Source organism: Bacillus sp. FSL R5-0585 (genome assembly GCF_038004545.1).
Lineage (GTDB): Bacteria > Bacillota > Bacilli > Bacillales > Bacillaceae_G > Bacillus_A > Bacillus_A cereus.
On the sequence record NZ_JBBORJ010000001.1, the window covers coordinates 2,907,440 to 2,928,234 of the forward strand.

Sequence of the window (20,795 nt, forward strand, 5' to 3'; positions counted from 1 at the left end):
TTATTTTGTAACTAATACCTTTTCATTTACAGGTGTTACTGGCTCTTCGCCGTTTAATACAGCTAAAATATTTCTGACAGCCATTTCAGCCATCGCATCACGAGTTTCAAATGTTGCATTCCCTACGTGTGGAGCAAGTACTACATTCTTTAATTCTTTTAGCTCTTCTGTAATTTTCGGCTCAAATTCAAACACGTCAAGAGCTGCTCCTTCAATTTCATTCGTTTTTAATGCATGAGCAAGTGCTGCTTCATTCATAATTGGTCCACGTGAAGCATTTACAATATACGCTGTTTTCTTCATCATTTTAAACTGCTCTTCATCAATCATATGATGTAATTTTGGATTATAGGCACAGTTAATTGTAATAAAGTCTGCTGTTTGTAATAATTCTTCCAACATCACATACGTTGCCCCCAGCTCACTTTCAGCTTCAAGCTTACGATTTGGCCCTGTATATAAAACATCCATTCCAAATGCTTTCGCACGTTTTGCAACAGCCTTCCCGATTTCTCCAAGACCTATAATTCCGATTGTCTTACCATGAACTTCTCGTCCTAAGAAAAATAACGGTGCCCATCCGTTAAATCCAGTCGTACGACATAACGTATCCCCTTCAGGAATTCTACGCGCCGCTGCTAAAAGAAGTGCAAATGTTAATTCTGCAGTCGCTTCCGTTGATACTTTCGGTGTATTCGTAACTGCAATTCCTTTTTCGCCCGCATACGTGTAATCAATATTGTCGTAACCAGCACCATAGTTTGCAACAATCTTTAAATGAGGCGCTGCATCAATAACTTCTTTTGGCACCTTTGTCGAAAGTAAACTTAACAATGCATCTTTATCTTTTACACGCTCTGTTAATTCATCTATAGAAATTAACTCCTCTTTATCGTACATTTCTACATCATGATCTTTTAATAGTTCTAATCCAATTTCCGGAATTTTTCCCGCTACTAATATTTTTGCCACTACTAACACCTCTTCTATAGAAAATAAGACATCTCTTATATTTCATTGTAAGAAATCCACATATAAAAACCAAGGAATTTGATTATAGTTTTGAAAATCGACACTTTTCCATGAAAAAAGAGGAGATGCAACTCTCCCCTTTTCTTACGCTTTTTCCTGCGATTCTTTTCCGAGCTTCACATCAATAGTTCCTTCTGCAACCGTATCGCTAATTTGCTCCTCAATAACCGATTGAGATGCAGCATTCGTTTCAGAAGTATAAGCTTGTTGCTGTGCACCTTGTACATTTTGTTTATTTTGTTGTTTCGCCATTTCTTACCCTCCTTTTCATTCTTTCTTATTTTGAACAAAAAGGACAGTTTTCATCAAAAAATTGCGTTTCATTTTGAATTTGTTACTTCTTCTTCAAGCGACCTCATTACTCTTGCTCGCTTCGTAAATGTTGCAACCTGAGTAACACCGTGAGCTCGTAATGTTTGTACATTTTCTTGTACATAATTCCCTAAATCATTTGGGTAATGGGCATCCGAAGAAATCGTAATTGGAACACCATACTTAGCTAATACTTGTAAATATAGTGGACTTGGGCACATTTCACGAACAGGATAACGATAGTATAATCCTGCATTTATTTCTGTTGCCGTATTCGTTTCTACTAACGCACAGGCAATTTCCTCATAATAAGAAAGCTGTTCATTCTCATCCAATCGATAATTAAATACCTTTAGATTATCAAGATGAGCGATAATATCAAATAACTCGGTACGAATCGCACTCTCAACTGTTTTAAAAAACATATCATATAATGCGCGTAGGTCATGCACCTCAAAATATTCTTTCGTATCTGGATTATCAAATCCCCAGCCATTTAGAAAATGAACGGAACCAATTACATAATCAAAGTCTCCTAGCGCTAATAATTCTTTTAACTCTCCTTCACAACCAATAAAATAATCCACTTCAATTCCAAGTTTAAGTGTGACACCTCTTTTCCCCCATCGTTCTTTCGCCTCTTCAATTGCCTTTGTAAAATCATACAGTGAAACTACCCTTACTTGATCCAACCATTCTTTCTGTATACGACCGAGCTTAGAATCACTAATATCTACATATTTTTCATAATATCCTTTTGCTTCATGAAAACGATATAGATGATCAACAATTCCCACTTCTTTTATTCCTTTTCGCACAGCTTCTTCTAAATATAGATCTATCCATTCTGTTGTAAATGGCCCTTCCTTCACACGCTTTTGCAAACGCTCTTGTGTTTTCATAAGCCAATCAATAGAATGTCTTTCTTGAAGCGGTTCATAACATTCCAACGCTTCATTTATTTTAGCAAGCCATCCTATTGAATACGGTCCTTCTTCTAAGTGAAGATGATAATCTACTTTCATATACATTCCCCCTTATAATGTATCTATTTCCCTTCTATCCCCAACTCTCGAAAGCTTTCCATTTCGTTCTTTCACCTCTCGCATCACATCTTCCAATGCAATATTTTTTTCAGCTAATAAAACGAAACAGTGATAAAATACATCAACCATTTCTTTCACTACTTCTTCTTTATCATTATTTTTACATGCGATAATTACTTCAGCACACTCTTCACCAATCTTCTTTAAAATTTTATCTTCTCCTTTTGAAAATAAATAATTTGTATACGATTCAGGAAGTGGGCTTTCCTTTCGTTCTTCAATTGTTTTATACAGCAACTTAAAGGCATTTTCCATATGTATCCCCCTATATAATTTGATAGTGAAAACATGTCTTCTCTCCCGTATGACAAGCAGATCCTACTTGTTTCACATTCACAACAATTGAATCTTGATCACAATCTAAATATAAAGATTGCACATATTGAACATTCCCTGATGTTTCCCCCTTATTCCATAACGACTGCCTAGAACGAGAATAAAACCATGTTCTTTTCGTCTCTAACGTTTTTTCATATGCTTCTTCATTCATATAAGCTAGCATTAAAACGTCTTTCGTACCTTCTTCGATGACAATTGCCGGTATTAATCCTTTTGAAAAATTAGGTTTCATAACCGCACCTCAATATTTGCATCTCTTAATTTTCGCTTTACACTCTGCACTGTCGCCTCACCATAATGAAAGATGGATGCCGCTAACGCTGCATCAACTGTTGTCTTTTGAAAAACTTCTATAATATGATCCGTATGACCACAGCCCCCTGATGCGATGACTGGAATAGAAACACTTTTTGAAATTTCTTCTGTTAAACGAAGGTCATATCCGCTTTTCGTTCCATCTGCATCCATACTCGTTAACAAAATTTCTCCTGCCCCAAGTTTAACAACACGCTTCGCCCATTCTATGGCATCCATTCCTGTGTCAACTCTTCCGCCGTTGACATATACGTTCCATTTACCTTCTGCTACTTTTCTAGCATCAATTGCCACGACAATACATTGTGATCCAAAGTGTTCTGCCCCTTCTTCTATTAACTTCGGGTTTCGCACTGCCGCTGAGTTTGTTGAAACTTTGTCTGCCCCAGCTCTTAGTAAATTGTACATATCTTTCACACTTGATATCCCCCCGCCAACCGTAAGAGGAATAAATACTTTTGCTGCTGTTTTTTCTACAACATCTATAATCGTTTTTCTTCCTTCATGAGTCGCTGTAATATCTAAAAATACGATTTCATCTGCCCCTGCCTCGTTATATGCTTCAGCTATTTCAACCGGATCACCGACATCTTGTAATCCTATAAAATTTACACCCTTTACGACTCGCCCTTCTTTCACATCTAGACATGGAATAATTCGTTTCGCTAACATAACTTCGTTACCTGTAACACTTCTTCTAAATCAATCGTTTTCTCGTAAAGCGCCTTTCCAATTATGACACCATATATATTCATATCATTTAACTTTTTCACATCTTGAATAGATGCCACTCCTCCAGAGGCGATGAGACGAATGCCCACACTCTTTTGAAGTATCGCTAATTGTTCAAAATTTGGACCTGCAAGCGTCCCGTCTTTCGAAATGTCTGTAAACACAATCGTTTGAACACCTAAACTTTCCATTTGTTTCGCTAAACTAACGTAAGAAATTTCAGACAGATCAAGCCAACCTCTCGTTGCTACGAAACCATTTTTCGCATCAATTCCAACAATGATTTTCTCTTTATATAGACGAACTGCTTCCTCTAAAAATGACTTATCATAAAGAGCTGCTGTTCCTAAAATCACTTTTTCTACACCTGCTGACAATAACTTCTCCACCGTTACAAGTGAACGAATTCCTCCTCCCACTTGCACAGGAATACGTACCGCCTTGCAGATTTTTTCAATGACGGGCAAATTTAACGACTCGCCAGCAATTGCACCGTCTAAATCAACAATGTGTAGTATTTCCGCTCCAAGCTTTTCAAATATGATCGCCTGCGCTACCGGATCTTCATTCATCACCGTTTCTTTACTAAACTCTCCTTGATAAAGTCTAACGCATCGCCCTTCTTTTAAATCGATAGCTGGGAAGATTTCCATGCTTCTACCACTCCTTGAAAATTTTTTAATATTTGCATGCCAATTTCGCCACTTTTTTCTGGATGAAACTGTGCACCAAATACATTTCCTTTCGCGACAAACCCTGGTATTTGTATTCCATAATCACTTACTCCACATACAATTTCACCTGGACAATCCGCGTAATATGAGTGAACATAATACACGAAAGAACCATCCACTAATCCATTCCAAAGCGGAAATTCTCTTTCCTTCCTTAATTCATTCCATCCCATATGAGGAATTTTATACGAAACTTTTAACTTACGAATTTCCCCTGGTAGTAAACCTAACCCGCTACAATCTTTTAGTTCCTCACTTCGTTCAAATAAAAGTTGCATGCCCAAACATATACCGAGGAGTGGTTTTCCTATGTCACAAACTTCTTTTAGTACACACACTAAATCTCTTTCTTTTAATACTTCCATCGCTTTCGGAAATGCACCTACTCCCGGTAGAATCACGCCATCGCTTCTCAATATCTCTTCTTTATCACTCGTTACAATGTACTCTGCCTCAATATATTTTAATGCTTGCTCTACACTGCGAATATTCCCCATTCCATAATCTATAATGGCAATCAATTACAACATCCCTTTCGTTGAATTTACACCAGTAATGTTGGCATTTTTTTCGACCGCTTCTCTAAGCGCTCTACCAAAAGCTTTAAATAATGCTTCAATTTTGTGATGTGTATTACTTCCGTATAGAACGCGCGCATGTAATGTAATATTGGCAGCATGTGCAACTGCTCTAAAAAATTCTTCCGTCAATTCTGTATCAAAATCCCCGAGCTTCGGATTTGTTAATTCCCCTTGAAATACACAATATGAGCGTCCACTTATATCAATTGCAACAAATCCTAAAGATTCATCCATCGGTACATACGCGGAACCGTAACGATTAATTCCTTCTTTATTTTGCAATGCTTCTTTCAAGCAATTTCCGAGTACAATTCCAACATCTTCAACGGTGTGATGTGCATCGACAAATACATCACCTTCTGCTTCAACTTGCAATCCAAATCTTCCATGTCTAGCAAATAAAGTAAGCATATGATCGAAAAAACCAACCCTCGTTTGAATAGATACATTTGTATTTTCATCAAGCTGCAAACTTAATTTAATTTTTGTTTCTGTCGTCTCACGTACTTGACTGGACTGACGCATTATTGTTCCTCCTCAAACCTTATTTGGATTGCTCTCGCATGTGCATGTAACCCTTCTTTATTTGCAAGCTCTACAATATGATGCTGTACATTTTTTAATGCTTCCTCCGTATAAGAAATAAAACTTGATTTTTTCACGAAATCATCGACTGATAACGGAGAAAAAAATCTTGCCGTTCCGCTCGTCGGTAATACATGATTCGGTCCCGCTAAATAATCCCCGAGCGGTTCAGGTGCATATGGCCCAAGGAAAATAGAGCCTGCATGTTTCACATAATCTAGAGCATTCATTGGTTCTTTTATATGTAACTCTAAATGTTCTGGAGCAATTTCATTTGATAACTTTAGTGCCTCCTCTAAAGAAGGAACGATAAAGATGGCTCCATTTCTATTTATTGATTCACGTGCAATTTCACTTCTTGGTAACGTTTCTAACTGTCTTTCTACCTCTTTTTCTACTTCTTTAGCTAGTTCCATATTCGTTGTAATACAAATCGCCGTTGCTCTCTCATCATGCTCTGCTTGCGATAATAAATCCGCTGCGATATATTTTGCATTACCTGTTTCATCCGCGACAACTACAATTTCTGATGGACCAGCAATCATATCGATATTTACTATTCCGTATACTTCTCGTTTCGCTAGAGCGACGTACAAATTTCCCGGTCCAACTATTTTATCCACTTTCGGAATCGATTCCGTCCCGTATGCTAAAGCAGCAATTGCTTGTGCGCCACCTATCGTATAAATTTCATCTACTCCCGCAAGATCTGCAGCAGCTAATATATGCGGATCAATTCCTCCTTTCCTCGGCGGTGTTACCATTACAATCTTTTTCACACCTGCGAATTTCGCCGGCAATACATTCATTAATACTGAAGAAGGATATGAGGCTGTCCCACCCGGTACATATACACCTACATTTTCTAACGGCCGAATGAGTTGCCCTCTAATTATCCCTTTACTTTCACAATCGAATATTGAGTGCTTCTTTTGCTTTTCGTGATACGAAACAATGTTTTTCTTCGCCTCTTTTAAAGCTTCTAAAAATGAATTCTCTACAAACATACTCGCTTGCTGTATTTCTTCTTCACTTACACGAAAATTTTTCATCTCTACACCATCAAACTTTTTTGTATAGAAAGATAAAGCCTCATCTTTCCCTTCCCTTACATGTCTAATGATTTCTCTTACACTTATTTGAACAGTTTCTTCTATTATATTAGCGTTTTCTCTTAGCACTTTTATTTTAGATAATGCCTCCTTAAATTCTTCATAAATGATTTCCATTTTAAATCCTCCTATTTCCCTGATAAGATTTCTTGCTCCATCATATTTATAATACTGAATATTTCGTCTTTTTTAGTTTTTAAGGCTGCCTTATTTACAATCATCCGAGCCGATATAAAGTACATTTCCTCAAATACAATGAGTCCATTCTCTTGTAATGTTTTTCCTGTTTCAACAATATCTACAATGGCATCTGCCAATCCAAGAAGAGGAGCGATTTCTACAGAACCTTCTATCTTAATAATTTCTACATCCTCTCCCTTATCATGAAAATAAGTAGAAGTAATATGGGGGTATTTCGTAGCGATTCTTTTCTTCCGGTAACTCTTCGGATTATACGTAGGAATAGAAGCAACACAAAACTTACAAATCCCCACTCCTAAATCCAGCATTTCATAAATATCTTTCTCGTTTTCCATTAAAATATCTTTTCCAACGATGCCAATATCAGCTACCCCATGTTCTACATAAGTAGCAACATCAACCGCTTTTACTAAAATAAATGAAACATTTGTATTTTTACTTTGAAATACAAGCTTCCGACCTTTATTTTTGAGCTCGGAACAATCAATTCCAATCTGCTCAAAAAGTGGAATGACATGTTTTTCTAATCTTCCTTTCGTTAACGCAATTTGAATGTTACGCATGAAGCCTCTCCTTCTTTCTGGACTACCCATTTCTCATTCCATACATATTCCACTAAGTATTCATTCTTTGCCTCAACGACCGTTCCTATTTTATTTTTTCTTGCAAATTGAAAGGTATCGCTTAAATTAGAGAATAGAGATAACCAAGCATTTTTCCCATCCTTTCGAAGTAAATTTCGTAACCTTTCTGCTTCCGCTAATCTATTTAACTCATAATGAATCACAATATCAATTTGATTTCGTTCATATGGTTCTTGCTGCTCTTGCAGCGCCTTCACAATTTGATTTACTTGTACCGCGAGTCCAACAGCTGGCAGCATTTCTCCAAAATTCCCAATTAGCTCATCGTATCTTCCGCCACTAACGATTTCTTCTCCAATTTCATATATATATCCTTTGAAAATAACACCCGTATAGTAATCTAAGTGTTGAATCATGCCCAAATCAATTGATATGTAAGAACCATATCCTAACGTTTCAATTGTTTCATACATTTCTTTTACTCTTGCAATTGCCATTTTCATTTCATTACTTGAAGCAAGCTTTTCTGCCTCCTCAATAACTTCTAAATTTCCAAATAGCCTTGGTAATTTCTCAAGTAATCTTACTGTCTCATCGCATCGATCTAATTTCTTTTCTCCGATAAAATTTGAGAGGGCAGCATAATTTTTACTTTCTATATACGTTCTAAGTACTCTTTCTTCTTCATCATGGATGGAGAGCTTTTTTACAATACATTTATATAACTGTACTTGCCCAATCTCAATTGTAAAAGATTGCACATTCAACTTTTGAAGTGCTTGAATGACACTTATTACACATTCAATTTCAGCTCTTACATTATCAATCCCGATAACTTCAATACCACTTTGTACGATTTCATTATATTTTCCAGAATGGGATTCATTCGCTCGAAATACATTCCCGCTATACGTCACTTTAAGTGGCGTATCCCATCTCTGTGTTCCAATCACTCTTGCTAAAGGAATTGTCATATCTGGACGTAAAACGATAATCCTTCCCTTTTCATCAAAAAATTTATACATCTTCTCTTCATCTATCGGTCTATTTTGAAATGCAAAAACATCATAAAATTCAATTGTAGGTGTTCTTATTTCCTCATAACCTCTCTCTAAAAAAGTAAGCCTTAATTTTTGCTCCACTTCTTCAATTAACGTACATTCTTCGAATAAATAATCTCTCGTTCCATTCGGGTTCGCCCGTTTCCATTTTGTCATCTAAATTTTCACACCTTTCCCCTTCTAATGTATGCCTATTTCATTCACCTAAGCCGAAAATAAAAAGAGCCTTGTAGACAAAATACCTACAAGGCTCTTCAGTAGAGTGTAGGTACAACGGGAATAACCCTTGTACCTACACGTTTTCACGCTAGGTTCAAGGGTTTCATGTATGATGATGTAGTTGTGTAAGCATTGTAATAGATTTTATTGTATTCATAATACTTACTCCCTTTCTCCTCTGATTTTCACATAGTATATAACAGTTAATTTTGAATGTAAATACATTTTTAATATTCCGTCACTTTTTTTAATGTAAAGCCACTTTTCTTTCATACTCTTTTATTTCTTGTTCATATTGCATTGTAATACTAATTTCATCTAAACCATTCAATAACTTCTCTTTCCACATTTTCTCGATTGTAAAATGGAATCTATGCATATTCGTTATAATTATTTCATTTTCTAAATCAACTGTGATTTGTTCCCTCGCATCTGTTTTTGCAAGTTGTTCACGCATATCTTTATCCATTACAATCGGTAACATGCCATTCTTCATACAATTCATATAAAAGATATCGGCAAATCCTCCAGCGATAATAACGCGGAAACCATAATCAGCAAGTGCCCATGGAGCATGTTCTCTAGACGAGCCACATCCAAAATTATCACCTGTGATTAATATGCTAGCTCCTTTTCTTTCTTGTGCATTAAGCGGGAAATTAGGGTTTTCTTGGCGATTATTATCATATCGCCACTCATCAAATAAAAACTTCCCAAACCCAGTTCTTTCAATTCTCTTTAAATATTGCTTCGGAATAATTTGATCTGTATCAATGTTATCATTCATCAGTACTGCGGCAGTACCTTTATGAATACGAAATGGCTCCATCATAACTCTCCTTTCTAATATCAACAAAATGACCATATAACGCAGCCGCTGCCGCCATTGCCGGGCTAACTAAATGCGTTCGTGCTCCCTTTCCTTGTCTTCCTTCAAAATTGCGATTGGACGTAGAGGCACAATGTTCTCCTTCAGGCACTTGATCTGGATTCATACCTAGACACATTGAGCATCCGGGCTCTCTCCATTCAAATCCAGCTTCTTCAAATATGCGATGTAATCCTTTATGCATCGCTGCTTCTCTTACCCTTTGAGATCCAGGTACAACAAGTGCTCGCACACCTTCTTTTACTTTTTTACCTTTCACGACAGATGCAGCAATTTCTAAGTCAGAAAGCCTGGAATTTGTACAAGATCCAATGAAAACATGTTGAACTGGAATGTCATACGTACTTTGTCCGGGACTCAATCCCATATAAGAAAACGCTCTTTCATCATTTGCATCATGCTTTTCTGGCAATTTCTCATCGATCCGAACACCCATACTAGGATTTGTTCCCCACGTAACGTACGGCGCTAAATCCGTAACATCTACTAGAATATGTAAATCATAAACTGCATCTAAATCTGTATAAAGTTCTGACCATTTTTCCTTAATAGATTCATAGTCTTTCGGTGCATATTTACGCCCTTTTACGTAAGCAAACGTTTTTTCATCTGGTGCAATAATGCCAGCCTTTGCTCCCCCTTCAATTGCCATATTGCAAAGCGTCATCCTCTCTTCCATATCCATAGCATGAATGGCCTCTCCGTAAAATTCCATTACGTAACCTGTTCCAACTGCTACTCCGTACTTTGAAAGAAGGTGTAAAATAATATCTTTCGCATAGACACCTTGCGGTAACTTTCCTTTTAACTCAATGCCCATCGCTTTCGGCTTTCGTTGCCATAACGTTTGCGTTGCCAATACATGTTCCACTTCACTCGTACCAATACCAAACGCTAGTGCGCCAAAAGCACCGTGTGTTGCTGTATGACTATCACCACAAACAATCGTTTTTCCTGGCTGTGTGAGTCCAAGTTCTGGTCCTATTACATGAACGATCCCTTGCTCTTCATCTCCGATATCCGCTAATGGCACCTGAAATTGTTTACAGTTTTGCCGAAGTGTATCTAGTTGCTGCTTCGCAATGCGGTCGGTAATATTCCAAACATCTTTCGTTGGAATATTATGATCCATCGTTGCAAATGTTAAATCTGGTCTGCGGACTGTTCGATTTGTAAGCCGCAAGCCTTCAAAGGCTTGCGGTGACGTTACTTCATGAACAAGATGTAGATCGATATATAATAAATCCAATCCATTTTCATTAGTCGCAACTACATGTCTTTCCCAAAGCTTATCTAGTAACCTTTTTCCCATTATCTTCCTCTCCCTACTAACGCTTGCTCTTCCATTTCTTGAATAACTGCCTTTGTAAATGAAGTTGTCGTTTCAGTCCCCCCGATATCTGCTGTACATTTCCCTGATTTAAGGACTGCAGAAACTGCTTCTTCAATTGCATCTCCTTCTCTCGTTAATCCGAACGATTGCCCAAGCATCATTGCAACAGAACGCATCATCGCAATTGGATTCGCCTTATTTTTCCCCGCAATATCCGGTGCTGATCCGTGAATAGGCTCATATAATGAAGGTCCCTTTTCAGCGTGACTTGCTGATGGAAGCATTCCTAATGATCCAGCTAATACTGAAGCCTCATCACTTAAAATATCACCAAATAAATTTTCCGTTACAATAACGTCAAATCTTCCTGGATTCCGAATTAATTCCATAGCTGCTGCATCTACTAAAATGTGTTCTACTTCCACATTTGGGTAGCGAAGTGCTACTTCTTCTGTCACAGTTCTCCATAATTTACTAGACTCTAAAACATTCGCTTTATCAATAGATGTTACTTTTTTCTTCCGCTTATTTGCTAATTGAAAAGCATACGAAACGATACGTTCAATTTCATGGCGATGATACGTAAGTGTATCTGTCGCCACTTCTTCCGTTCGCTCTTTCGGATAAGAAAAATAAATTCCGCCTGTTAATTCACGAACGACAACGAAATCAATTTCATCAGCGTTTTTTAATGGTGATAAATGTGCAGTTGCACTTTCTACCGTTACAGGGCGAACATTCGCAAATACACCGAGTCCTTTTCTTAATGCTAATAATCCTTTCTCAGGCCTTTCTTTCGCACTATCCCACCTTGGTCCACCTACTGCTCCAAGTAAAACCGCATCACTCGCTAAACAGGCGGCAAGTGTTCGCTGTGGTAATGGTTGCCCAGTTAAATCGATAGCAATACCACCAAAGTACTCATCTTGCAAATGAAAATGATGTCCATATAGCCTTTCTACCATATGCAATACTTCCTTCGCACTCTCCATTACTTCTGGACCGACACCATCACCAGCTAAACAAACGATACGTTTTTCCATTTTTAACACTCCTTTTAACCGAATTTTCAGAACTTTAATTTGCTAGGTGAGGAAAGCTTCTCTCACCTAGCAATTATTTATTTCACAAGCGCTATAAGAGATTTTAATTTCCCTGCTGCATGGACATAAGCCCTCGCCGACGCTTCCAATACGTCTTGCGCAACTCCGAAACCTGATATTTGGTGACTACCTTCTTTTAATTCAACATGAACGTGAGCAAGTGCATCTTGACCTTGTGTAATAGATTGTATGCGATAATCTGCCAATTCACATTCTAATCCTAAAATTCTTTGAATCGCATTGTATATCGCTTCAATACTACCAGAACCAGTGGCTGCATCTTCATATACATTTCCTTCCTCATCCTTCAGCACAACTGTTGCGCATTGTGTACTATTTGATACGAAATGCACTTGTAATTGCGTAATGTTATATTGCTGGGCTGCAAATGTTGCTTCACCAAGCATAATTGCGCGTAAATCTTCCTCAGTAATTTCCTTTTTACGATCCGCCAATTTTTTAAATGCTTCGAATGCCGCATCTCGCTCTTCATTTGTAAATTCATAACCAAGCTCTTTCATTTTTTCCGTAAACGCATGACGGCCAGAATGTTTCCCAAGTACAAAGAGATTTTGAGATTCTCCTATAAGCGCTGGTTCGATAATTTCATAAGTTGTTACTTCTTTTAAAACCCCATCTTGGTGGATGCCTGATTCATGAGCAAATGCATTCGCTCCAACGATTGCTTTATTTTTCGGTACAACCATACCCGTTAACCTGCTTACTAATGTACTCGTCGCCTTAATTTCTTTTAAAGTCATCGAAGGTTCTGCTTTATAAAAATCTTTTCTAATATGAAGAGCTACTGCAACTTCTTCTAACGCTGCATTCCCTGCTCTTTCTCCAATGCCATTAATCGTTCCTTCTACTTGCACTGCTCCCCCTTCAACCGCAGCTAACGAATTTGCTACTGCCATACCAAGATCATCGTGACAATGACAAGAAAAAATCGCTTTTTCATATGATGGAACGGATTCTTGTAAGTATTTAAAAAGAGAATAATACTCTTCCGGATTTGTATATCCAACTGTATCCGGAATATTAATTACATTCGCTCCTGCTCGAATCGCAATTTCTACTGCTTCAGCTAAAAATGCTCTCGATGTTCTTGTCGCATCTTCTGCAGAAAATTGTACTGTCGGAAATAATGATTTTCCGAGCGTAACCGAGCGATGAATACTATTTAACACATCTTCTTTTGACATACAAAGTTTATATTTCATATGAATATCACTCGTAGCTAGAAATACGTGTAGACGAGGAGATACAGCGCCTCTCACAGCTTCATATGCTCTTCGAATGTCACTTTCTTTCGCTCTAGCTAAACTCATAACCGTAGCGTTTTGAATTGTATTCGCGATGCGTTTTACCGATTGGAAGTCACCTTCGGAAGCTGCCGCGAATCCAGCTTCCATTACATGAATACCAAGCCTCTCTAATTGCCTAGCAATTTGTAACTTCTCTTGTTCATTTAAATTTACTCCTGGTGATTGTTCGCCATCACGAAGCGTTGTATCCATGAACAAAATCTGCTTCATATTATTTAATCCCTACCTTTACTCGCGGCTGTACGAAAGGCATCATTTCACGTAATTTACGTCCTACTACTTCGATTTCATGTTCATTCTCTTTCTCATTTGTCGCGTGGAAATTTGGTCTTCCTGCTTTATGCTCTGCAATCCAGCCTCTTGCAAATGTACCATCTTGAATTTCTGCTAATACTGCCCCCATCGCTTTCTTCGTATCTTCAGTAACAACGCGTGGTCCTGATACGAAGTCTCCCCACTGCGCTGTATCTGAAACTGAATATCTCATATTTTCAAGTCCACCTTCATACATAAGGTCAACGATTAGCTTCAGTTCATGTAAACATTCAAAATATGCAAGTTCAGGCTGGTATCCCGCATCAACTAACGTTTCAAATCCTGCTTTTACAAGTGCAGTCACTCCGCCGCAGAGTACAGCTTGCTCTCCAAATAAATCTGTTTCTGTTTCTTCTTTAAACGTCGTTTCTAATACACCAGCTCTCGTTGCTCCAATTCCGTCAGCATAAGAAAGTGCTTTTTCAGTCGCAACTCCTGTTGCATCTTGATATACTGCAAATAATGCAGGAACAGCCCCTCCCTCGGCGAACGTACGGCGTACGAGATGCCCCGGTCCTTTTGGCGCTACTAGAAATACATCTACATTCGCTGGTGGTTTTACTTGATCAAAGTGAACATTAAATCCATGTGCGAACACGAGAGAGTTTCCAGCCTGTAAATTTGGTGCAATTTCAGCTTCATATACTTCTGGTTGTAATTCATCAGGCAATAGAATCATTACTACATCAGCTTTTTCCGCAGCTTCTGCTACTGTATATACAGAAAACCCATCTTCATTCGCTTTATCCCAAGACTTACCTTTTCTTAAACCTACTACTACATCAAATCCGTTATCACGTAAATTTTGCGCATGCGCATGACCTTGCGAGCCATATCCGATGATTGCTACTTTCTTTTCCTTTAATACATTTACTGTTACATCTTTCTCATAATAAACTTTTGCCATTTTCATTTCCCCCTATATTTAAATGATTATTGAATTAACATAACTTGCTTATCTTGTTTTTTCATACTACGTGTAAATGCTGTTACACCTGTTCTAGCAATTTCTTTCAAACCGTATGGACGAAGTAATTCAATTAACGCTTCTACTTTATCTTGCGTACCTGTTACTTGCACAACTATGGAATCCTTCCCAACATCTATTACAGCGGCTCGAAATGGTTCAATTAAACTATATAATTCTGCCCTCGCTACAGAAGTTGCTACTTTAATAAGAGCAAGCTCTCTAGCAATCATCGCTTCTTCTGTAATATCTGATACTTTCAGAACATCAATTTGCTTATGCAGTTGTTTAATTAACTGCTCCACTTGCTGTTCACTTTCAACGTGTACAACAATCGTCATTCGCGATATATCTGATGATTCTGTATGACCTACTGAAATACTTTCAATATTAAAATGTCTTCGTGTCATAACCCCTGTAATTCGGTTTAACACACCACTTTGATTTCGAACTGTCGCTGTAACAATTCTCTTCACCCTTTTTCCACTCCCTCCATTTGGTGAACACCTTTTCCTGGTGCAACCATCGGCATAACCTTCTCTGATTGAAGTACACGACAATCGATTACGACTGGCTCTTGTAATTCGATCGCATGCTGGATTTGCTTCTTTGCAAGAAGTGGATCGTCAATACGAACACCTTTTATACCATACGCATTCGCAAGAGCGACGAAATCTGGTTGGCATGGCAATAAAGAATGTGAATATCTTTGATTGTAAAATTCATCTTGCCATTGTCTTACCATTCCTAAAGCTTCATTATTTAAAATAAATACTTTAACGGGTAAAGCGTGTTCTTTTAATACACTTAATTCTTGCAGAGTCATTTGAAACCCAGCATCACCAACAATTGCAATAACTAGTTCATCTCTCTTTGCAATTTGCGCACCGATTGCTGCTGGAAATCCGAACCCCATCGTTCCTAATCCGCCAGAAGTTACCCATTTATCTGGATTTTTCAACGGATAGTATTGTGCTGCCCACATTTGATGTTGCCCAACGTCTGTTGTTACAATCGCTTCTCCTTTCGTGATTTTATATAGCATATCAATCGCGTATTGAGGTTTAATACTTTCAGAATTTCGTTTATAAGAGAATGGATACTTTTCTTTTCTACTCTTTAATAAAGAGAGCCATTCATGATGATTTTCTTTCTTTCCTTCTGATTGAAGCAATACTTCTAACGCCCGCTTAGCACTTGCAACAATAGGAATCTCTGTTGGCACATTTTTCCCAATTTCTGCTGGATCAATATCGATATGTGCAACAGTCGCCCCTTTAGCAAAAAAATCTAAATTCCCAGTAAGACGATCGTCAAATCTCGCACCTATATTAATGAGTAAGTCGCATTCATATAACGCCATATTGGCTGTGTAAGAACCGTGCATTCCCCCCATCCCTAGAAATAGCCCATCATCTGGCGGAAAACCACCAAGTCCAAGTAACGTATGCACAACAGGGATTTCATATTTACGGGAAAAACTTGTCAATTCTTTCGAAGCTTTCGCATGCAGTATACCTGCTCCAGCTAAAATTAACGGTTTTTTTGCGGTTTCAATTGCTTGTAGTAATTTGTTTATTTGAAGTAGATTCGGTTCATAATTAGGGTTATATCCTGGTAAATCCATTTGTACATTGCTACATCGCTCACCTTTCTCGACTACCATATCTTTCGGAAGGTCAATAACGACTGGTCCTGGTCTTCCTGTTTTAGCAATATGAAATGCTTCTTTAATAATTCGAGGTAAATCTGAGGCCTTTCGCACTTGATAGTTATGTTTTGTCACTGGCATCGTAAGTCCCATAATATCCGCCTCTTGAAAAGCATCGCTCCCAATTAACGTTGTTGCTACTTGGCCTGTAAATACAACAAGTGGCAATGAATCAATCATCGCATCCGCTAGACCCGTAATTACATTTGTAGCACCTGGGCCACTCGTTGCAATTACAACCCCTGGGTTCCCTGTAATTCTGGCATACCCTTCAGCAGCGTGAATTGCCCCTTGCTCATGCCTTGTTAAAATATGCGGAATTTCACAATCATACAGTGCATCATAGAGAGGTAAAACGGCACCACCCGGATAACCGAAAATCACTTTTACGCCTTCCTTTTCTAGCGCTTCTAACAATAGCTGTGCACCAGTTGCCAGTTTCTCTTCCGTTTTTGAAGACATTGTTCTTATAAGCCCCCTTTTTCAAACTTTTATACAATAAAAAAATCCTACGTCCACACTCCAGCTATGTGCTGAAGGGACGAAAGATTTCGCGGTACCACCCTTCTTTGCAAGAATACTCTTGCCTCAGTGATCCATAAATGGATCTAGCTAATAACGGAGCTACCGTCTAAGCCTAGACAAATGCTTTAGCTTAGCACTCAAGGGCGATGTTCGTCGACGTGAACCATCGGTTTTCAGCAACCACCGACTCTCTGTGAGGCTTCACAATCAACTACTCCTCCCTATCAACGCTTTCTTATGTTAAAAAAGTTGTTATCCAACTTTATTTTCTTCGTAAATTTTCTCTCCATCTTCTACAACTAACTTACGAAACTCTTCTAATAAACGGTTCGTATGTGGACCTGTTTGCCCTAAGCCAATCGTTCTACCATCTACTGTCGTAACAGCAATAACTTCAGCAGCTGTTCCTGTTAAAAACACTTCATCAGCTACATATACATCATGTCTTGTAAATAACTCTTCTCTTACGTCATATCCAAGTTTTTCGCCGATTTCTAAAATGGCGTTTCGTGTAATACCTTCTAACGCTCCAGCAGAACTTGGTGGTGTAATTAATTTATTTCCTTTAACAATAAACACGTTATCTCCTGAGCCTTCAGCTACATATCCTTGATCATTTAACATAAGTGCTTCTTGTACTCCAGCTAATTTCGCTTCAATACGAACTAAAATATTGTTTAAGTAATTTAAAGATTTTACTTGAGGGGATAAAACATCGGGACGATTTCGGCGCGTTGCAACTGTTACAACTGGAATCCCTTTCTCATAATATTCTTGTGGGAATAAAGATAATTGTTCTGCAATTACTACTACATTCGGCTTCTTACATGAATCGGGATCCAATCCAAGATTTCCTGCTCCTCTTGATACAACAAGGCGAATGTATCCATTAGATAATTTATTTTGTCGAATCGTCTCAACAACAATATTTGTTACTTCATCTAATGAATATGGAATTTCTAAAAGGATTGATTTTGCTGATTCATACAACCGGACAAGGTGCTCTCTCAAACGGAAAACATTACCGCTATAAACTCTAATTCCTTCAAACACTCCATCGCCATATAAATAGCCATGATCATATACTGAAACTTTTGCCTCATCTTTTGGAACAAATTCTCCATTTAAGAAAATCCATTGCTCATTCACTAGAAGCGCCTCCTATGTTCTATGAATTTTTTATTGTTTCCTAGTTTACTCTCCTTTCTAAATAAATCAAGTGAATTTTTAGAAAATTTATAATTTTTAATCGTACGTACTTCTTTACTTATATTGATTTAACAACATTGTTAACGTTTACAAAAAGTCAAAAAATTTTTTTCGCCAATTTCCACTAAAAAAATATTTGTTTAAAAGAAGGATTTTCATCAATTGATGCGAATCTATTGTATTCAATAAACGGACGTCCAATTTTATAAATCCGGGAATATATAACGACTTTTGCTGAAAAAGGGGGAAAATAACAAAAATAGCGCTGTCTAAAAATAACATTCATATTTTTCATTTCGTAATCATAATCCTATTTTTAAAAAACAATTTGTCAAAATGAAGGAGGAAATAAATATGGCGTGTGTACAAATTAAAGGAACGAGACAAGAGGTAGTAGAAATGCTGCAATTATTTGATCTAATGGATACGAAAGGTTTTTGTAAATTCGATAATTACGTAGAGGTAGAACCAAATACGCAAGAACATAATCATTTTATTGCTTCAATCGACATCCATTCAAATACTTCTTCTGCCCAAGATACATTAAACGATCAATTCGTTAGTCAAATGCTTACTGGCGTATATAACGACTAAACAAAGATTTACTTCCTACCGTCTTTTCATAAATGCAGTGAACTTGAGCATACTAGCAATTAGATGGTAGGAGGTGAGAATTATGGCTAGAATTGGCGTTGAAAACTCATTAACAGACGTTCAACAAGCTCTTCAGCAACAAGGTCATGAAGTTGTTACACTTAACTCAGAACAGGATGCACAAGGTTGTGATTGTTGCGTTGTAACTGGGCAAGATTCTAATGTGATGGGCATTGCAGATACATCAATTAAAGGATCAGTCATTACAGCTCACGGTTTAACAACGGATGAAATTTGTCAACAAGTTGAAAGTCGCACTTAAAAAATGAAAGAGGACTCCTTTTAAAAGGAGTCCTCTTTTTTATATTCACCTAACGGGAAAGTAACATATACTGGATGAAAGCCCTACCTCTCTCTCATCATTACGGTTCCACTGACCGCTCCTTGATTCACTAGTATACATATATAGCTTACAAATACAATTTATAGGGTTTGTTCACAAAAGTTGTTGATAAAATTACCCGATCTTTCGCAAACTTTTCGTATTGCATTCATAAGAGATATTTACTTTACACTAGCTGTAACCGAGACACGAATTAAAATTATAACACCAATACAATAACTTGTCAATATTTTTCCGCAAATTAAAAACAGACATTAACGGTTTGTCTGTTTTAGAATGGAGCTTTTTCTTTTATTACATATACAACAAAGCCGCTTACTAACATAAATAAGCCAACTACTAAGTTTTTGATATTAATCATAAATTCCTCTCCCTTATTCCACACATCATATATATTTACATTTCAATTATTCCGATCATCCTAAAGCGCACTTTTTCTAATATATCATAATTCCTAAAAAATGCAAGTTCACTTTTGACGACCATTCACAAATTTATCTACAGTGCTTGGTACAGTATTTAAAGCCTTTTCAATTAAATGTGTACTGCTGTTGAGATGTAATACTTGCACTCCATTAGAACCAACTACTAAAAAAGCTACTGGACTAATGGAAACCCCAGCCCCGCTTCCTCCTCCAAATGGATGCCCTTGTTTGTTCTCTGTATGCTGATTTTGCCTACCGTTATGTTTTTCAGTAATGAAATCCCCTTTAAAATCACTTCCACCAGCTCCAAAACCAAAAGCCACTTGAGATACTGTTAATACTACATTTCCGTCAGCTGTTGAAACCGGGCTCCCAACAATTGTATTTACATCTACCATTTCTTTTAAATTTGTCATTGCCGTTTTCATTAAATTTTCAATTGGATGTTCCATTATGTATTGCACCCTTTCCTCATTATTCCTTTTTATATTTTCCAAAATAGAGGAAGTCATACTAACTTTTCCTATTTCAAGAAAACATTTTCCTCCTTTTAAAAGATACTACTCCCTGTACATGCTCCGGTATAGTGAAACTTTAATCAGTGGGATGTGTACGTAGCTCGACTCCCACAAATAGCGGGATAAAAAAGAAAAAGAGATACATACTACTATTGAACCTTGTTATGAAAGGAGTCATGACTTTGACTGAGAAATTTGATGATTATAAAAGAAAAGATAGAATAGATAGTGATTATAGTGACTATAAAGAAGAGTACGCCGCTGAGGTTGCACCACAACGCATTAATTATGATTACGATGATAAAGACGATAAAGATGTTGTAAAATCGTCTGCTGCTGGATCAACTGCTGGTTTTATCGCTCTTGCGCTATCTATCTTATCGCTATTTACATTCCCAACACTATTTGGTCTTGTTTCTGTTTTACTCGGTATTTACGCTTATAATCGCGGAGCTACTGTAACTGGCGGTATCGCTGCAGTTGTCGGTGGGATTGCTGCACTTATCGCAATTTTATTCCGAGTAGCACTTATTGGTCTATTGTTCTCCCTGTTCTAAAAAAG

25 protein-coding genes and 1 other annotated feature are annotated in these 20,795 nt (G+C 37.5%); of the genes, 3 read left to right on the top strand and 22 right to left on the bottom strand.

Annotated elements, in window-relative coordinates; genetic code table 11:
* From MKY38_RS14890 to ilvE, 20 genes are all read right to left on the bottom strand, one after another.
* Positions 1 to 972 (bottom strand): NAD(P)-dependent oxidoreductase, encoded by a 972-nt coding sequence (locus tag MKY38_RS14890; RefSeq protein WP_001062834.1) that lies wholly within the window; start codon positions 970 to 972, stop codon positions 1 to 3.
* A 144-nt stretch (positions 973 to 1,116) separates the two neighbouring features.
* Entirely contained in the window at positions 1,117 to 1,284 is a 168-nt protein-coding gene (locus MKY38_RS14895; protein ID WP_001118878.1) for a YozQ family protein, read from the bottom strand.
* 68 nt (positions 1,285 to 1,352) lie between these two features.
* Entirely contained in the window at positions 1,353 to 2,369 is a 1,017-nt protein-coding gene (locus MKY38_RS14900; protein ID WP_065223945.1) for a histidinol phosphate phosphatase domain-containing protein, read from the bottom strand.
* A gap of 12 nt (positions 2,370 to 2,381) precedes the next feature.
* The gene (hisE, locus tag MKY38_RS14905; protein WP_000426355.1) at positions 2,382 to 2,705 is read right to left on the bottom strand and encodes a phosphoribosyl-ATP diphosphatase; all 324 of its coding nucleotides are present in this window, start codon (positions 2,703 to 2,705) and stop codon (positions 2,382 to 2,384) included.
* A gap of 10 nt (positions 2,706 to 2,715) precedes the next feature.
* Positions 2,716 to 3,021, bottom strand: coding sequence for a phosphoribosyl-AMP cyclohydrolase (gene hisI / locus MKY38_RS14910; RefSeq protein ID WP_065223944.1), 306 nt, complete (start codon positions 3,019 to 3,021; stop codon positions 2,716 to 2,718).
* Entirely contained in the window at positions 3,018 to 3,776 is a 759-nt protein-coding gene (gene hisF / locus MKY38_RS14915; protein ID WP_065223943.1) for an imidazoleglycerol phosphate synthase cyclase subunit, read from the bottom strand. Before hisF ends, hisI begins: the two co-directional genes overlap by 4 nt.
* A complete protein-coding gene (gene hisA / locus MKY38_RS14920) occupies positions 3,770 to 4,489 on the bottom strand; it encodes a 1-(5-phosphoribosyl)-5-[(5-phosphoribosylamino)methylideneamino]imidazole-4-carboxamide isomerase (RefSeq protein ID WP_000402298.1) in 720 nt (239 codons plus the stop codon). Before hisA ends, hisF begins: the two co-directional genes overlap by 7 nt.
* Entirely contained in the window at positions 4,462 to 5,091 is a 630-nt protein-coding gene (hisH, locus tag MKY38_RS14925) for an imidazole glycerol phosphate synthase subunit HisH (RefSeq protein ID WP_065223942.1), read from the bottom strand. The genes hisA and hisH overlap by 28 nt, the downstream gene beginning before the upstream one ends.
* Entirely contained in the window at positions 5,092 to 5,676 is a 585-nt protein-coding gene (hisB, locus tag MKY38_RS14930) for an imidazoleglycerol-phosphate dehydratase HisB (protein WP_065223941.1), read from the bottom strand.
* Positions 5,676 to 6,965, bottom strand: coding sequence for a histidinol dehydrogenase (hisD, locus tag MKY38_RS14935; RefSeq protein WP_070179976.1), 1,290 nt, complete (start codon positions 6,963 to 6,965; stop codon positions 5,676 to 5,678). The genes hisB and hisD overlap by 1 nt, the downstream gene beginning before the upstream one ends.
* 11 nt (positions 6,966 to 6,976) lie before the next feature.
* The gene (gene hisG, locus MKY38_RS14940; protein WP_001244493.1) at positions 6,977 to 7,612 is read right to left on the bottom strand and encodes an ATP phosphoribosyltransferase; all 636 of its coding nucleotides are present in this window, start codon (positions 7,610 to 7,612) and stop codon (positions 6,977 to 6,979) included.
* On the bottom strand, positions 7,588 to 8,850 hold the full coding sequence (locus MKY38_RS14945; protein ID WP_000170300.1) for an ATP phosphoribosyltransferase regulatory subunit: 1,263 nt from the start codon (positions 8,848 to 8,850) through the stop codon (positions 7,588 to 7,590). The genes hisG and MKY38_RS14945 overlap by 25 nt, the downstream gene beginning before the upstream one ends.
* 310 nt (positions 8,851 to 9,160) lie before the next feature.
* Positions 9,161 to 9,742, bottom strand: coding sequence for a 3-isopropylmalate dehydratase small subunit (leuD, locus tag MKY38_RS14950; RefSeq protein WP_000433187.1), 582 nt, complete (start codon positions 9,740 to 9,742; stop codon positions 9,161 to 9,163).
* Positions 9,720 to 11,114 carry a 3-isopropylmalate dehydratase large subunit gene (leuC, locus tag MKY38_RS14955; RefSeq protein WP_000518109.1) on the bottom strand — a complete coding sequence of 465 codons (1,395 nt, stop codon included), beginning with the start codon at positions 11,112 to 11,114 and terminating at the stop codon, positions 9,720 to 9,722. Before leuC ends, leuD begins: the two co-directional genes overlap by 23 nt.
* Entirely contained in the window at positions 11,114 to 12,178 is a 1,065-nt protein-coding gene (leuB, locus tag MKY38_RS14960; RefSeq protein ID WP_000415363.1) for a 3-isopropylmalate dehydrogenase, read from the bottom strand. Before leuB ends, leuC begins: the two co-directional genes overlap by 1 nt.
* 77 nt (positions 12,179 to 12,255) lie before the next feature.
* Positions 12,256 to 13,776: a 2-isopropylmalate synthase gene (leuA, locus tag MKY38_RS14965; protein ID WP_065223939.1), complete on the bottom strand. Its 1,521-nt coding sequence runs from the start codon at positions 13,774 to 13,776 to the stop codon at positions 12,256 to 12,258.
* Position 13,777: 1 nt separating this feature from the next.
* Positions 13,778 to 14,788 carry a ketol-acid reductoisomerase gene (gene ilvC, locus MKY38_RS14970; RefSeq protein ID WP_001151740.1) on the bottom strand — a complete coding sequence of 337 codons (1,011 nt, stop codon included), beginning with the start codon at positions 14,786 to 14,788 and terminating at the stop codon, positions 13,778 to 13,780.
* Between the two features lie 26 nt (positions 14,789 to 14,814).
* Complete coding sequence (ilvN, locus tag MKY38_RS14975; protein ID WP_000822952.1) at positions 14,815 to 15,324, bottom strand: acetolactate synthase small subunit; 510 nt, start codon at positions 15,322 to 15,324, stop codon at positions 14,815 to 14,817.
* On the bottom strand, positions 15,321 to 17,021 hold the full coding sequence (gene ilvB / locus MKY38_RS14980) for an acetolactate synthase large subunit (RefSeq protein ID WP_065223938.1): 1,701 nt from the start codon (positions 17,019 to 17,021) through the stop codon (positions 15,321 to 15,323). The genes ilvN and ilvB overlap by 4 nt, the downstream gene beginning before the upstream one ends.
* Positions 17,022 to 17,093: 72 nt before the next feature.
* Positions 17,094 to 17,321: a binding site (T-box leader), on the bottom strand.
* A gap of 15 nt (positions 17,322 to 17,336) precedes the next feature.
* On the bottom strand, positions 17,337 to 18,233 hold the full coding sequence (ilvE, locus tag MKY38_RS14985) for a branched-chain-amino-acid transaminase (protein WP_001005486.1): 897 nt from the start codon (positions 18,231 to 18,233) through the stop codon (positions 17,337 to 17,339).
* Between the two features lie 414 nt (positions 18,234 to 18,647).
* On the opposite strand from ilvE, the gene MKY38_RS14990 reads away from it, so the two are divergent.
* Both MKY38_RS14990 and MKY38_RS14995 read left to right on the top strand, forming a co-directional pair.
* On the top strand, positions 18,648 to 18,887 hold the full coding sequence (locus MKY38_RS14990) for a DUF3911 family protein (protein ID WP_000752514.1): 240 nt from the start codon (positions 18,648 to 18,650) through the stop codon (positions 18,885 to 18,887).
* Positions 18,888 to 18,969: 82 nt separating this feature from the next.
* Positions 18,970 to 19,209, top strand: coding sequence for a YkuS family protein (locus tag MKY38_RS14995; protein ID WP_000101022.1), 240 nt, complete (start codon positions 18,970 to 18,972; stop codon positions 19,207 to 19,209).
* A gap of 352 nt (positions 19,210 to 19,561) precedes the next feature.
* Here MKY38_RS14995 and MKY38_RS15000 read toward each other — a convergent pair whose 3' ends face one another.
* The gene (locus tag MKY38_RS15000) at positions 19,562 to 19,651 is read right to left on the bottom strand and encodes a hypothetical protein (RefSeq protein ID WP_000608227.1); all 90 of its coding nucleotides are present in this window, start codon (positions 19,649 to 19,651) and stop codon (positions 19,562 to 19,564) included.
* Positions 19,652 to 19,759: 108 nt separating this feature from the next.
* The gene (gene ytfJ, locus MKY38_RS15005) at positions 19,760 to 20,227 is read right to left on the bottom strand and encodes a GerW family sporulation protein (protein WP_065223937.1); all 468 of its coding nucleotides are present in this window, start codon (positions 20,225 to 20,227) and stop codon (positions 19,760 to 19,762) included.
* Between the two features lie 188 nt (positions 20,228 to 20,415).
* Between ytfJ and MKY38_RS15010 the strand changes: the two genes are divergently transcribed.
* Positions 20,416 to 20,790, top strand: a complete 375-nt coding sequence (locus MKY38_RS15010) for an imidazole glycerol phosphate synthase (protein ID WP_065223936.1) — start codon at positions 20,416 to 20,418, stop codon at positions 20,788 to 20,790.
* The last annotated feature ends 5 nt before the right edge of the window (positions 20,791 to 20,795 follow it).

Coding starts and splice junctions, on each gene's coding strand:
- ilvC (WP_001151740.1), bottom strand. CDS start 14,788: ATGGCAAAAGTTTATTATGAGAAAGATGTAACAGTAAATGTATTAAAG.
- hisF (WP_065223943.1), bottom strand. CDS start 3,776: ATGTTAGCGAAACGAATTATTCCATGTCTAGATGTGAAAGAAGGGCGA.
- ytfJ (WP_065223937.1), bottom strand. CDS start 20,227: ATGACTTCCTCTATTTTGGAAAATATAAAAAGGAATAATGAGGAAAGG.
- MKY38_RS15000 (WP_000608227.1), bottom strand. CDS start 19,651: ATGATTAATATCAAAAACTTAGTAGTTGGCTTATTTATGTTAGTAAGC.
- MKY38_RS14900 (WP_065223945.1), bottom strand. CDS start 2,369: ATGAAAGTAGATTATCATCTTCACTTAGAAGAAGGACCGTATTCAATA.
- hisB (WP_065223941.1), bottom strand. CDS start 5,676: ATGCGTCAGTCCAGTCAAGTACGTGAGACGACAGAAACAAAAATTAAA.
- hisI (WP_065223944.1), bottom strand. CDS start 3,021: ATGAAACCTAATTTTTCAAAAGGATTAATACCGGCAATTGTCATCGAA.
- leuA (WP_065223939.1), bottom strand. CDS start 13,776: ATGAAGCAGATTTTGTTCATGGATACAACGCTTCGTGATGGCGAACAA.
- hisE (WP_000426355.1), bottom strand. CDS start 2,705: ATGGAAAATGCCTTTAAGTTGCTGTATAAAACAATTGAAGAACGAAAG.
- leuD (WP_000433187.1), bottom strand. CDS start 9,742: ATGGAGCCATTTCGTATTCATAAAGGTACTGCCGCAGTACTGATGAAT.
- hisG (WP_001244493.1), bottom strand. CDS start 7,612: ATGCGTAACATTCAAATTGCGTTAACGAAAGGAAGATTAGAAAAACAT.
- hisA (WP_000402298.1), bottom strand. CDS start 4,489: ATGGAAATCTTCCCAGCTATCGATTTAAAAGAAGGGCGATGCGTTAGA.
- MKY38_RS14990 (WP_000752514.1), top strand. CDS start 18,648: ATGGCGTGTGTACAAATTAAAGGAACGAGACAAGAGGTAGTAGAAATG.
- MKY38_RS14895 (WP_001118878.1), bottom strand. CDS start 1,284: ATGGCGAAACAACAAAATAAACAAAATGTACAAGGTGCACAGCAACAA.
- MKY38_RS14995 (WP_000101022.1), top strand. CDS start 18,970: ATGGCTAGAATTGGCGTTGAAAACTCATTAACAGACGTTCAACAAGCT.
- MKY38_RS14945 (WP_000170300.1), bottom strand. CDS start 8,850: ATGACAAAATGGAAACGGGCGAACCCGAATGGAACGAGAGATTATTTA.
- leuB (WP_000415363.1), bottom strand. CDS start 12,178: ATGGAAAAACGTATCGTTTGTTTAGCTGGTGATGGTGTCGGTCCAGAA.
- hisD (WP_070179976.1), bottom strand. CDS start 6,965: ATGGAAATCATTTATGAAGAATTTAAGGAGGCATTATCTAAAATAAAA.
- leuC (WP_000518109.1), bottom strand. CDS start 11,114: ATGGGAAAAAGGTTACTAGATAAGCTTTGGGAAAGACATGTAGTTGCG.
- ilvB (WP_065223938.1), bottom strand. CDS start 17,021: ATGTCTTCAAAAACGGAAGAGAAACTGGCAACTGGTGCACAGCTATTG.